This window comes from Alphaproteobacteria bacterium, assembly GCA_016699735.1.
Classification (GTDB): Bacteria; Pseudomonadota; Alphaproteobacteria; order Micavibrionales; family Micavibrionaceae; genus JAGNKE01.
In genome coordinates this window covers 1,546,500-1,558,503 of the sequence record CP065008.1, presented here as the reverse complement: position 1 = coordinate 1,558,503, position 12,004 = coordinate 1,546,500, and the positions used below count along the sequence as shown (strand labels likewise).

Annotated in this window: 12 protein-coding genes; 5 read left to right on the top strand and 7 right to left on the bottom strand. The window is 52.0% G+C overall.

The window, feature by feature from the left end:
* Positions 1-84 precede the first annotated feature (84 nt).
* Both prfB and IPN28_07605 read right to left on the bottom strand, forming a co-directional pair.
* Positions 85-1,189 (bottom strand): peptide chain release factor 2 gene (gene prfB, locus IPN28_07610; protein ID QQS56173.1). Its coding sequence is split into 2 segments (ribosomal slippage): positions 85-1,119 and positions 1,121-1,189, totalling 1,104 coding nucleotides; the frame shifts between segments, so codons are not numbered across the junction.
* 54 nt (positions 1,190-1,243) lie between these two features.
* Positions 1,244-1,846 carry a DJ-1/PfpI family protein gene (locus tag IPN28_07605; GenBank protein QQS56172.1) on the bottom strand — a complete coding sequence of 201 codons (603 nt, stop codon included), beginning with the start codon at positions 1,844-1,846 and terminating at the stop codon, positions 1,244-1,246.
* A gap of 245 nt (positions 1,847-2,091) precedes the next feature.
* Between IPN28_07605 and IPN28_07600 the strand changes: the two genes are divergently transcribed.
* On the top strand, positions 2,092-2,967 hold the full coding sequence (locus tag IPN28_07600; protein ID QQS56171.1) for an OmpA family protein: 876 nt from the start codon (positions 2,092-2,094) through the stop codon (positions 2,965-2,967).
* A 77-nt stretch (positions 2,968-3,044) separates the two neighbouring features.
* Here IPN28_07600 and IPN28_07595 read toward each other — a convergent pair whose 3' ends face one another.
* Together IPN28_07595 and IPN28_07590 are read right to left on the bottom strand one after the other, a co-directional pair.
* A complete protein-coding gene (locus IPN28_07595) occupies positions 3,045-3,659 on the bottom strand; it encodes a hypothetical protein (protein ID QQS56170.1) in 615 nt (204 codons plus the stop codon).
* A gap of 12 nt (positions 3,660-3,671) precedes the next feature.
* Positions 3,672-4,481: an ABC transporter permease gene (locus IPN28_07590; GenBank protein QQS56169.1), complete on the bottom strand. Its 810-nt coding sequence runs from the start codon at positions 4,479-4,481 to the stop codon at positions 3,672-3,674.
* Between the two features lie 29 nt (positions 4,482-4,510).
* Here IPN28_07590 and IPN28_07585 point away from each other — a divergent pair, with 29 nt between their 5' ends.
* Complete coding sequence (locus tag IPN28_07585) at positions 4,511-5,131, top strand: RecX family transcriptional regulator (protein QQS56168.1); 621 nt, start codon at positions 4,511-4,513, stop codon at positions 5,129-5,131.
* Here the strand turns inward: IPN28_07585 and IPN28_07580 are convergent.
* Positions 5,128-7,731, bottom strand: a complete 2,604-nt coding sequence (locus tag IPN28_07580; protein ID QQS56167.1) for a PAS domain-containing sensor histidine kinase — start codon at positions 7,729-7,731, stop codon at positions 5,128-5,130. The genes IPN28_07585 and IPN28_07580 overlap by 4 nt on opposite strands.
* A 231-nt stretch (positions 7,732-7,962) precedes the next feature.
* Between IPN28_07580 and phaP the strand changes: the two genes are divergently transcribed.
* Together phaP and IPN28_07570 are read left to right on the top strand one after the other, a co-directional pair.
* Complete coding sequence (phaP, locus tag IPN28_07575; protein ID QQS56166.1) at positions 7,963-8,436, top strand: TIGR01841 family phasin; 474 nt, start codon at positions 7,963-7,965, stop codon at positions 8,434-8,436.
* A 33-nt stretch (positions 8,437-8,469) separates the two neighbouring features.
* Positions 8,470-8,808, top strand: a complete 339-nt coding sequence (locus IPN28_07570) for a tRNA-binding protein (protein ID QQS56165.1) — start codon at positions 8,470-8,472, stop codon at positions 8,806-8,808.
* 3 nt (positions 8,809-8,811) lie between these two features.
* Here the strand turns inward: IPN28_07570 and IPN28_07565 are convergent, their stop codons facing one another.
* Together IPN28_07565 and IPN28_07560 are read right to left on the bottom strand one after the other, a co-directional pair.
* The gene (locus tag IPN28_07565; GenBank protein ID QQS56164.1) at positions 8,812-10,155 is read right to left on the bottom strand and encodes a HAMP domain-containing protein; all 1,344 of its coding nucleotides are present in this window, start codon (positions 10,153-10,155) and stop codon (positions 8,812-8,814) included.
* A 17-nt stretch (positions 10,156-10,172) separates the two neighbouring features.
* Positions 10,173-10,895: a response regulator gene (locus IPN28_07560; protein ID QQS56163.1), complete on the bottom strand. Its 723-nt coding sequence runs from the start codon at positions 10,893-10,895 to the stop codon at positions 10,173-10,175.
* A gap of 110 nt (positions 10,896-11,005) precedes the next feature.
* On the opposite strand from IPN28_07560, the gene IPN28_07555 reads away from it, so the two are divergent.
* On the top strand, positions 11,006-11,905 hold the full coding sequence (locus IPN28_07555) for a branched-chain amino acid aminotransferase (protein ID QQS56162.1): 900 nt from the start codon (positions 11,006-11,008) through the stop codon (positions 11,903-11,905).
* The last annotated feature ends 99 nt before the right edge of the window (positions 11,906-12,004 follow it).

Below are 12,004 nucleotides of genomic sequence, written 5' to 3'. Positions count from 1 at the left end.
TAATTCTCAAATATTATTTCACAAAGCCTTATATAAGACTGAAATAACTGATTTTTTTAGTTTTTTCTTATTCTGTGGATGAGTTTAGCGTCTGCCCGCGCCCTGAGCCAGAGAGGCTTCCAGAAAAGAATCCAGATCGCCATCCAGAACCGCCTGGGTGTTCGAGGTTTCGACCCCGGTCCTGACATCCTTGATCATCTGGTAGGGTTGCAACACGTAAGAGCGAATTTGATGCCCCCAACCGATGTCGGTCTTTTCGCCATGATCCTTGGCCGCCTGTTCCTCCCGCCGGTTCAGTTCGGCCTCATAGAGCTTGGCCTTGAGCAATCTTAGAGCCTCGGCCTTGTTCTGGTGCTGGGAGCGGCCGGCCTGACAGGCCACGGCGATGCCGCTCGGGATGTGGGTGAGGCGCACGGCGCTGTCGGTCGTGTTGACGTGCTGCCCGCCCTTGCCGCTGGAGCGGTAGGTATCCACGCGCAAATCCTTGTCCTCAACGACGATGTTAATTTCATCGTCGATGATCGGGGAGACCGATATGGATGCGAAGCTGGTGTGGCGGCGGGCGTTGGAGTCGAAGGGCGATATCCTGACCAGACGGTGGACGCCCGTTTCCGTCTTCAACCAGCCATAGGCCTGCGGTCCCTCGATTTTCATGGTGCAGGATTTGAGGCCCGCCTCCTCGCCGTCGCTTCTTTCGATGATACTGACCTTGTAGTTATGCTGTTCGGCCCAGCGCATATACATCCGCGCCAGTATTTCCCCCCAGTCCTGCGCCTCGGTGCCCCCTGCCCCTGCGTTGACCTGAAGGTAGGCATCGTTGTTGTCCGCCTCACCGCTGAGAAGGCTTTCCATACGCTTGCGGCGGGCGAAGACCTGAAGCTCGTCCAGCGCCTTCTCGGTTTCCTCGACCATAGCCGAGTCATTTTCGAGTTCCGCCAGTTCCAGCAAGCCAATATTATCGCTTAACCGCCCCTCGATCGCACGGACAGAGTCTATGGCGCTGGCGACCTGTGTGCGCTCACGCATGAGTTTTTGCGCTTTTTCAGGGTTCGACCAGAGATCGGGGGTTTCGGCGAGACTGTTTAATTCTTCAAGGCGGAGGAGCGAAGCTTCCCAGTCAAAGATTCCTCCTCAGCAGTTCGAGCGATTCTTCAATATCGCTGACAACCGCTTGAATTTCTGCGCGCATATTTGCCCCCTCTATGGTACTGCGTGTTTTAAATAGGGGCGTCCTGCCAAAAAATCAAGCGGCTTTGTGGCTACCCTGCGCGATAGCAGAAGATTTCTGCCCCTTAGATTCCAAAACACTGAGCTTCTTGAGGAAAGCTCTGATCTCGACCGAAAATCCCGTCTCCTGACGGGTGAGGGACAGAATTCCCCCGCTGACCGCTGATGGCTTGTCTGTCCATGCTCCGTCTGCCTGCTCAATATAACTTACCAATCTCCGGGGTGCGCTCACTGTCCTTCCCTTGAGAAGATTATGGGACAGAAGCAGATCAACGGCGCTGTTATATACTATTATCGGTCGCCCTGATGAAACGAACCCTTGAATAAAGGCCGGGACGCCACGGTTCAGCTTAAGTTTTTCAACGCTCCTGCGCCCCCCCGGAACTACAAGCACGTCATAGTCCGAGTGGTGCGCGTTCGGAAGGGCCGCCGAAATGGCATAAGTTCCGCCCCAATTCCCTGCGCTCCATGCCCGAACCGCCTCACTTCCCGTGCCGATAGTCTTTATGAAAAAGCCTTCCTTCTCCAGAACCGAAGACGAATCGGCGAAGTCGATTTCAGAGAAACCATTGTCTATGAGAAAGGCAGCTTTCCTTGGTTTTTCAGCGAGTATTCTCATGGGAGTCTCCTAATTTTGTGCACCACAGCAAAAATTATATGCGTTCCTTATTATTGTGCAATGCAAAAAAGCTCTTTTCATTTTCTGAACCCATCAAAATGATTAAAAATCATAAACTAAGCTTTACATTACATTGTTCTGGATATAAAAACTGTAATGGACAGTTTTACAATGGTGTGTAAGTTGGTTGATAACTGTCATAAGTATACTCTCTGGCTTTGCTTTTATTTAAGGGGGCAATCATTATGAAATCCTTGCGTAATCTTCTTCTAGTCACAGGTATGATCGCTTTAAGCGGATGTACCGTTTTCGACGTTTACAGTGAGGTCGATGCCCTGAATGAGGCGAAAGCCGTCGGCAGCCCCTTTACGCAGGCTCTTGCCACCGAATACAAGACGTTCGCGAACCGCGAACTTAAGGATATGTTCGATTATCCCGATGCTCTGCACTTCGCCCGCAAGGGTCTGGCTTCCGCCTCCGGCGAGAGCGTGATGCCCGAGCCTGTCAATGACTGGAACCTGAGCGAGGAGCATATCAAGGAACTGGGCGCCGCCCGCGGGCGCCTTGTCGTTGCCTTTGATCTTGGCGGACGCGAGATTGCCCCTGCCACTGCCGCCAAAGCGCAAGTGAATTATGACTGCTGGATCGAGCAGCAGGAAGAGAATTGGCAGACCAAGGATATCCTTAGCTGTAAGAAGGGTTTTCTGGATGCTATGAACGAACTTGAGGGTCTGGTCCAGCAGGGGCCGCAGCCCGTGGCCGCTGACGAGCCTCCTCCGATGATCCCCGAAGAGGCCATGTACTTGGTGTTCTTCAACTGGGATGCCTTTGATATCAGCACCAGCGCGAACAGCGTTCTGGAAGCTGTGGCCAAGGAAGTGTCCAAGAATACCCCCGCGCAGGTTAATATTCAGGGTCATGCCGATACATCCGGCGCCTCCGATTACAACCAGCGTCTGGCGTTCAAACGCGCCACTGCCGTACGTGACGCGCTTGTGAAGCTCGGCGTTCCCGAGAACCTGATCAATATCGAAAGCCGCGGCGAGGATGAACTTCTTGTCCCCACCCCGGACAATGTGCGCGAACCGGCCAACCGCCGCGCCAATATCACTTTTAAATAAGAGAGATACGCAACGAACAGCAAAAAAGTGCGGGATAATCTCCCGCACTTTTTTTGCTTTCTGGCCTGATCTTAGTGTCAGCGCAAGACCTGAAAATCCTCCTTCAAGACCTGCTGGATGGACGCGTCGAGATCGTCTATCAAGTTATCCAATGCCTCCATCTGAAGCCTTTCGCGCTCGGCGAGTGTTACGTGTTCGGGGACCGTCAGCATCCTGTTTGCCACGACGTCGATCCCCCTTTTTTCGTAACTCCCCACGCCGAAGATGGCCATGTGGACGACGACCTTCATATCGAAGCGGTCACGCTTATCGACTTCCATCCATGCGCCGAACTTGTTGTCCGAAGGCAGGACACTGCTTTTGACGGATGCCTCCTTGAGAACGGCCAAAAATTTGCCGTTGGTTCCGACCGCCGAGAAGCGGTGTTGCAGGTAGTCGTCTACGGTCTTGTTCACGGACGCGACAAAACCGACATCAACGCTCTCATCCGCAAAGCCGAGCATCGGCGCGGTCTGGTTCTGGATTTCATAAGAGGCCACATAGAGCGGGAATGGCTGAAGCGTATCGAAGGTCATCCGCTCGGGCGGCGGGGCTTGTGTGGTCGTGCATCCCGTAAGGACCAATAACGCACCGCAGGTCAGCAGAAGAGTGTGCCTACGCAGGTTTTTTCTTACTGTTCGTATCATTTTCAACCTTATTATTTCCTAGCTTTTGATCTTATATCCGGTTTTTAACATACGGTACGCCAGAACGGTCAACCCAAAATTGACAAGCAGTAGTATACTGATGCCTGCCAGCAAACTTCCGTCGGCATGGCCGATAAAGCCGTAACGGAAACCGTCTATCATATAAAAGAACGGGTTCAGATAGGCCGCAAAGCGCCACGCTTCGGGCAAAATATCTATTCTGTAAAACGTGCCAGACAAAAAGGTCAATGGTGTCACGATGAAATTGGTGAAGGCGGCGATCTGGTCAAATTTCTCCGACCAGATGCCTGCCACAACGCCGAGCGCCCCCATCATGTGCGTTCCCAGCACGGCAAAAATCAGAATTGCGGCGATGGAATGTATGCTGACCGATACAAACAGCGACAGGACAATCAGCGTCGATAGGCCTACGGCCAGCCCGCGTATGACGGACCCCAGCATATAACCCGTTAAAATTTCACCTGCGGAGAGCGGCGGCATGAGTAGATCAACGATGTTTCCCTGTATCTTAGATATCACCAAAGAGGATGAGGTGTTGGAGAAAGCGTTCTGGGCCATGGCCATCATGATCAGCCCCGGAGCGAGGAATGACAGGTAGGACAGGCCGTCTTCCATCTTGCGCTCCAGCCCCCCGAACGCAAGAGCAAAGACGGTATAGAATAGCAATGTTGTCACGGCCGGCGCGATCAAAGTCTGGGTATAGACTTTCAGAAACCGCTCAACCTCCTTTCGGACCAACGTGTAGAGGCCGATTTTGTTGATGCCCCTGATCCGTCTTTCGCCTAATGCCGCCTGAGATATTTGCATCCTGCTGAACCTGCTGTAGAATGTTCTTTATGGAACCCGCAGAGCATAAAGCACAGCCCCGTCCGGTCAATCATAAAAGTTCCAACTCTTCACGCGCCGAGAAGCGGCCACCCAAGAAGATTACGGAAACATATCTCCACAATTCCGGTTTATATTACCTGCAGAGGTTTGCCGCCAGCAAAGCCCACTTTAAAAGCGTCATGATGCGAAAGGTCCGGCGCTCCTGCCAACATCACACCGATCAGGACATGGGTGCCTGCAAGGCGATGGTGGAGCGTTTAGCGGGCGTTTTCGAGGCGTCAGGGCTTTTGAACGATGAGAGCTATGTGAACGGCGCGGTTGCCAGCCTCATGCGCCAAGGGCGCTCGGAAAAATATATCCGTGCGAAGCTTGTTTCAAAACGTTTATCCCTGGAGCAAATCTCGTCTGCACTGGAAGCTTATCGCGAAAACGATGGGAAGACTGCTGAAGATACGGAGATCGAGGCGGCCTTGCGTTTTATACGCCGAAAGAAAATCGGCCCCTACCGCCCGCAAGAGCTGCGCCCTGAATATCTCAGGAAAGACCTTGGTGCTCTCGCAAGAGCCGGGTTTTCGTATGATATTGCCCAGAGAGTTTTGGAGAAGGATGTTAACTCTTCAGATGCCTAACGTTTGACAGGGGCGTTAAGGTCGATTTTCCCAGACACTGATAATGTCGGCGGACTGTCCTTCTTATCCTTATGGGAGACGCGCTCGGGTGGGAAAATCAGACTGACGGTCGTTCCGATGCCCTTTTCCGATAAGATTTCTAAATCGCCGCCATGAAGCTTCATCATGGATTTAGAAAGGGTCAGACCCAGCCCCGCTCCCGATCCTGAGCGATCGAGCGCGTTGTCGATCTGGCCGAAAGGCGAGAGCGCTTTCTGGATTTCGTCCTTGGTCAGGCCAACGCCGGTATCGGAAATCGAAAATCTCAGTGAGCCGTCATGATCGAACGCCGACATCAGCGTGATCCGGCCGCTTTCGGGCGTAAATTTTACGGCGTTGGAGTAGATATTCGCAATAATCTGCTTTACGGCCAACTCCTCACCAATCAGGTAAGGCAGATCCTTGGCATTATTGGCCACGGTGATCCGTTTATCCTGTGTCTTCGCTTTATGAAGGTCAATGCAGGTCTCAACCAGCGGGACGAAGGGAAATTCGCTCTCGTTCAGCTCCCTGTCTCCGGATTCGATTTTTGATATATCAAGGATTTCGTTGATGATTTTCAGAAGCCCCCTGCCGCTCTTGTGAATATCTTTCACATAATCCCGATACATATCTGCGCCGAGCGGCCCCATCACCTCGTTTTTCATGATCTCGGAAAAGCCGATAATCGCGTTGAGCGGTGTCCGCAACTCGTGGCTCATATTGGCGATAAACTCGGTTTTCGAGCGGTTGGCCATGTCGGAATGAACTTTTGCCTCGCGGAGCGCCAATTCCGCCTCCTTGCGCTTGGTGATATCCTCCATGCTGCCTTCAAAATATAGAATATTCTGCATTTCATCTTTTACGCACCGGATATTCTCACTAACCCAGATTTTTGCGCCGCCCTTTTTATAGACCTGCGTTTCGTAGCCGTTGATCTGTCCGGCCCGCATCAGCGCGTTGACGAAGGACTCCCGCTCTTCCTTGTCGATGTATACCGCGCCGTTGGCATTCTTGACTTCGCGCAGAAGCTCTTCTACGCCCTTGTAGCCCAGAATGCGTGCCATGGAGGGGTTGGCGCTGAGATAAATTCCTTCAGGGGTCAACTGATAAAGACCGCCAGCAGCGTTTTCTACGATCGTCCGGTATTTCTTTTCCGCTTCGGCCAAGGCCCGCTCGGCCCGACGGCGTTCCTCCACATCGGTAATGGTCCCTACAACACGCAGATTTTTGTTTTCGTCCTGACGAATCATGGACACCGCCAATTCTACTGAGCGGAACGTGCCCTCGGCCGTCCGCAGGCGGGTAAAGGTCCGGTAGGCCTGTTTTTGGCCCCTGACCATCATATCGAATTCCTTTTTCTGCTTGGACTGATCTTCGGGGTTGAGCATGGAGAACAGATTGTTTCCCTTCGAGCGTTCAATATCAAAACCTGTAATTTTCCTCCAAGTTGCACTGAGGAAGAGAAGCTTCCCGTCCGTATCCGTCTCAAAAATAATATCGCTGACAGAATCGATGACAGCGCGGTTTTCCTTATCGGCCTTGATCAGGGCCGTATTCAGGCGCTCCCTTTCCGATATCTCCGTTTCCAATTCGACATTTTTCTGTTCCAGCGCCTTGTTCATGAGCGACACACGTTGCGCCTGCTTATGGTTATTGCGGACGAACAACGTGCCGATCACGGTCAGGGCCATTCCGAAAAATAAAATCAGAAAGGGCATCTGCTCGATATACAGCATGTTTGTCTTTTTGCTGAACTGCATGACAATTTTCCATTCGCTGTCCCCGACCGAGAGGTTGTAATCCTGGTCATAGGCGACAGTCTGACTGCCGTCCCGGTCATTCTCCATGTTATAGATATTCCGCTCGGCGGCGATATCCTTGATCGTGAGGTTGGACACCGCGTTTTGCTGGTCAAGCCAGCTTTGATCAATTAATTTTTCTGGCCGGGATATTCCAAAAATTACGCCATCCCTTGAGCTGTTCTTTTTTACAACTTTTACGAAGGAGAAGGGGCGCGCCATCGTCGGCGGCGAGGATTTGGTCTCAACATAATTCATTCCGGGCAGATCCGACATTACGCGCAGACTGTCATTCTCAAAAAATTTTTCCTGGACGATTTTTGTCACCAGGGTCTGACTTGGAACCAGATGGTAGCTGGCCTGCTTGTTACTGACATATTGTGATTCATAAAGGGTCTTGTAGCTCCATTTACCGGGGGAGGCTTCGTAAATCCAGATGACCTGATCGAAGTGGCTTAATCCCGGGACATTCCTTCGAATCTGTTCAGCCAGCAACGATTCATTTTTGTTGGTTGAGATCAATAGAACGCTGGACACCAGCCGTATTGAATTTTCCTGGTCCGAAATGCCCTCAACAAAAACACGTCCGGCATCCTGGGCGGCTGCGCGGTATTCCTCCGTCGTCATGCCTTTGATGAAAATATGAAGAATGTAGAAGGCGGTTGCGGTCAGAATAACCCCGTTCAGCAGCACCATCGCCTGCGCCAAACCGGAGGTCAGCCACAAGCCGCGGCGCGATCCGGCGCTGCCCTTTCCCTTCGGTTTAAATTTCTTTCTCATGCGCGTCCTTCTTTATGCGAAGGTTTTGAAACGTGAGTGCCCTCCCTAACGTGCACTAAAGGCGTTAAAAGTTTGCTAAATGTTTTAAATTAAGAAAACTTGTTTAACTTTCATTACGGCGTCTTAATTTTCTGTTAACTCTTCTTTTACCGGACATTAAACACCTTGACTTTAAACCCTATAAAACTTAGCGTTTTATTTATCAGCGCATTTTTTGCTCCAGAGGTTCCCATGGCACAGGAAAAAAATTGTAACACTCCTTTTCAAACAAGCGATCTTTTTAAGTCCTTTGAAAATTTTGGAAAATTTCCTTTTGATATCGGGCGGCTGATTGAAACCCAGCGCCGCAATCTACAGACTTTTTCCGAAGCCCAGCAGATCGTTTTTCAAAGCTTTCAGTCGATTGCAACGCGTCAGGCCGAAATCATTTCGCAGATTATCCGTGAGCAATCCTCGATGACCTCCGAACTCATGAAGGAGGGAAAGCCCGAAGACAAGCTCGCCCGCAACGCCGAGCTTTTTAAAAAGAGCTATGAAAAGACCTTGGCAGGCATGAGCGAGATCGGGGAACTGGTCCGCAAGAGCAATACGGATACGTCCAGTGTCCTCAACAGACGGCTTTCCGCCAGCCTCAGGGAAATGAAGGACGCTATTGAGAAAGCCGAAGAGGCTGACGGAACTGAAGATGGAAAGAAGGCTGCTTAGGTTCTATCTTTTGCACCTCTTTATTTCGATAATATGAGCGCCATCACTTACGATGATTTTTTGCGTGTTGACATCAGGGTGGGTATAGTCCTTGAGTGTTCCTTGTTTCCCGAGGCTCGAAAGCCTGCCTATAAGCTTCTCATCGATTTCGGGCCGGAGATCGGGCTCAAGACAAGCTCAGCTCAAATTACTCACCATTATCAGCCTGAAGCGCTTGTCGGGCGTCAGGTTCTCGGCGTCGTGAACTTTCCTCCTCGGCAGATTGGCCCCTTTATGTCTGAGGTTTTGACACTTGGTTTTGCCGACACCGCGGGACATATCGTCCTTGCCGCCAGCGATAAGCCCGTAGCTGCGGGAGCGCGGCTTTTATAGGGTTTATGTCGGAAGGCTGATTTTTACCGTCAGCCCGCCGTGCTCGCTTCTTTCCAACTCTATCAGGCCTCCGTGGGCATGGACAATATCCCTGGCGATGGGGAGGCCAAGGCCAACGCCCCCAGTTTGCGTATTGCGAGATGAGTCCACGCGATAAAAGGGTTTGAAGACTTCTTCATATTGCGCCTCGGGTATTCCCGGCCCGTCATCTTCTATGGATATCTGAATGGCCCCCTTGTCCATGTTTTCCACTGAAACCCATACCGTTTTTGCATATTTTGCCGCATTCCCAATCAGGTTCGTCAGGCATCGTTTCATCGCCAGAGGCCGGAGAGCCACAGAGGTACTCTCAGTTTTTTGCGGCGTAAAATGTATTTCACAGCCTTGACGCTTAGCAGAAACAATCACGGATTCTATCAAATGCACAATATCCGTTAATTCAGGGGCTTCGTTCCCTTCTCCACGCACAAAATTCAGATAGCCGTCGATCATTTTCTCCATTTCGTCGATGTCGCCTTTCATGGCGTCGATATCCGGACTATCACCCAGCAGCGCCAGTTGTAACTTCATGCGCGTCAGTGGCGTTCGCAGGTCGTGAGATACTCCGGCCAGCATTGCCGTTCTTTGCTGTATTTGTCTTTGAATACGCGTCCTCATATCCACGAAGGCTTGTCCTGCCAGCCTTACCTCCCTAGCCCCTTCGACCTTAAAGTTTTCAACATCCCTGCCCTTTCCAAAGCGCTCGGCCGCAATGGCCAGCTTGCGGATCGGGCGTATCTGGTTACGCATGAACAGCACCGCAATCAGGAGAAGAACGGCCGAAGAGCCATAGACCCAGAGTAAAAATATATAGGTCGTCGATGTAAAAAGGCGACGCTGCGGCAAGGAGGCCCGCAGCACCCCTTTTTCCAGTTGAATTCCGACCTCGACCCATTTTTCTTCAAAATCGACATCGACGGTAAATTTTTTCGTCGTCTGCTGCGCCAGTTCATGAGTAAAGGTCTGGGCGATATAATCGGCCCACCGCTCAGAGGCTTTTCCTTGCGTTGCCTGATCCAATACGCCTGCGGCCTCGTATCTGATAATCAGGCCGAGCTTGTCGTCCGCCAGGGCTATCAGAGCCTGAACGTTCTGCGGTTCCGGATTTTTTTCAATTAGAGTCCCCAGCATCACCAGTTCACCCGCTACGGCATAAGAGAGGCGGGTGGCCATCTTGTTCCAGTGACGATCAAAGAACATGAAGGTTGAAATGACCTGAATCAGGAATACGGGTGTAATCATAATCAACAAAGAGCGGCCGAGAAGCGTTTTCGGCAGAACATTTTTGATCCATGATTTTTTGCCCATGCTCTCAGACGGCTCCACTAATCTTTTTTGTCCGCATGAAGCATATAGCCCTTCCCCCTGATGGTCAGCAAGTGACGGGGGTTGCGGGTATCCGCTTCTATTTTCCGGCGCAGACGGGTGACCTGCACGTCGATGGTGCGCTCTCCTGCGGAGTCCATGCCGCAGCGCAGAGCGAGGTCGTGACGGCTCAAAGGCTGTGCGGCATTTTCACATAATACTTTCAGCAAAGTTGCCTCGACCGTCGTCAGACGCTGATTCCCCTGCTCTCCCTCCAGCTCGCTGCGCTCGGGCCTGAATGACCATGCCCCGATCTGATATTGAGCCGATTTTTGAGCTCGGGCGGGCGCTCTTCTCAGCACGGCGTTGAGCCGCAGGACCAACTCCCTCGGCTCGAAGGGTTTGGGCAGGTAGTCGTCTGCCCCGGTTTCCAGCCCGGCAATCCGGTCTTCCACCTCTCCCAGCGCTGTTAGCAGTATGACGGGAATCCGGCTGGACTTGCGGAGATCGCGGGTGAACTCCAGGCCCGTTTGCCCCGGCATCATGACATCGACGATCAGGGCGTCAAAAACAAATCTTTTCATGGCTTCACGGGCCTGCTGTGCGTCACCCGCCGTAATTACAATAAAACTCTGGGCCATCAGGTAGCGGGAAACGAGCTGGCAGATGCGGGAGTCATCATCCACCACCAGAATGTGAGGGCGTTCGGACAAGTTTCCATTGAGTTCCAGCGATGACGTCATGATCTTCTTTACAAAATAAATTCAGCCGTATAGCTTGTTTTTTCAAGGTTTTTGACAGCCTAGACCGAAAATCGGCATGGGTAAACGTAAAAAAAATGAGGACTTAAAGCATGGCGTTCGTACCTTTCGACGACAGAGACGGTTTTATCTGGATCAACGGGAAAATGCTCCCGTGGCGCGAGGCTAAAATCCATGTTCTCAGCCATGGGCTGCATTACGCCAGTTCCGTGTTCGAAGGGGAGCGGATGTATGACGGTACGATTTTCCGCAGCGTCGATCATTCCAAGCGGTTCATCCGGTCTGCGGAAATTCTGGGTATGCAGATGCCTCTTAGCGTCGAAGAGATTGAGAACATTAAATACGAAGTCATGGAAGCCAACGGACTTAAGGACGGCTATGTTCGCCCGGTCGCCTGGCGCGGGGGGGAGCAGATGGGCGTTTCTGCCCGCAAGACCAAAACCCACGTTGCCGTGGCCGGATGGCACTGGGGGACTTACTTTCCGCCTGAAAAAGTTGAAAACGGCATCAGGCTGAAGACCGCTGCCTGGAGGCGTCCGGCCCCCAATACCGCCCCGACCGAAAGCAAGGCGGCGGGCCTTTACATGATCTGCACCATTTCCAAGCACGCGGTTGAGGATGAGGGGTATGACGATGCCCTGATGCTGGATTACCGCGGGTATATCGCCGAAGCCTCGGCGGCCAATTTCTTTGCGGTCAAGGACGGGGTGCTCCTGACCCCTACTCCTGATTGTTTCCTTAACGGCCTGACCCGGCAGACCGTCATGGCGCTGGCCCAGGATATGGGAATCAAGGTGGAGGAACGCCATCTCAAGCCCGAGGAGCTTAAGGATTTTCAGGAAATTTTCCTGACCGGGACGGCCGCGGAAATCACCGCTGTGGGCGAAATTGACGGTCTGCGGTTTACGGTCGGGCCTGTTACCAAGCGGCTTCAGGAGGCCTATAAGGCTCTGGTCCGCCAAAAGCCCCAGAAAATGGTTAAAACCGGCTAGAGACGGGTTTTTAGTCTATCTCCCTCATTTATTTGACAAAGAGCACCTCGAAGCCGTATAATTTGTCAAAATAGAATAATACTCCCGCGAGTTTATGCG

Coding starts and splice junctions, on each gene's coding strand:
- IPN28_07605 (QQS56172.1), bottom strand. CDS start 1,846: ATGAGAATACTCGCTGAAAAACCAAGGAAAGCTGCCTTTCTCATAGAC.
- IPN28_07570 (QQS56165.1), top strand. CDS start 8,470: ATGAGCGCCATCACTTACGATGATTTTTTGCGTGTTGACATCAGGGTG.
- IPN28_07600 (QQS56171.1), top strand. CDS start 2,092: ATGAAATCCTTGCGTAATCTTCTTCTAGTCACAGGTATGATCGCTTTA.
- IPN28_07585 (QQS56168.1), top strand. CDS start 4,511: ATGGAACCCGCAGAGCATAAAGCACAGCCCCGTCCGGTCAATCATAAA.
- IPN28_07565 (QQS56164.1), bottom strand. CDS start 10,155: ATGGGCAAAAAATCATGGATCAAAAATGTTCTGCCGAAAACGCTTCTC.
- phaP (QQS56166.1), top strand. CDS start 7,963: ATGGCACAGGAAAAAAATTGTAACACTCCTTTTCAAACAAGCGATCTT.
- IPN28_07555 (QQS56162.1), top strand. CDS start 11,006: ATGGCGTTCGTACCTTTCGACGACAGAGACGGTTTTATCTGGATCAAC.
- IPN28_07590 (QQS56169.1), bottom strand. CDS start 4,481: ATGCAAATATCTCAGGCGGCATTAGGCGAAAGACGGATCAGGGGCATC.
- IPN28_07560 (QQS56163.1), bottom strand. CDS start 10,895: ATGACGTCATCGCTGGAACTCAATGGAAACTTGTCCGAACGCCCTCAC.
- IPN28_07580 (QQS56167.1), bottom strand. CDS start 7,731: ATGAGAAAGAAATTTAAACCGAAGGGAAAGGGCAGCGCCGGATCGCGC.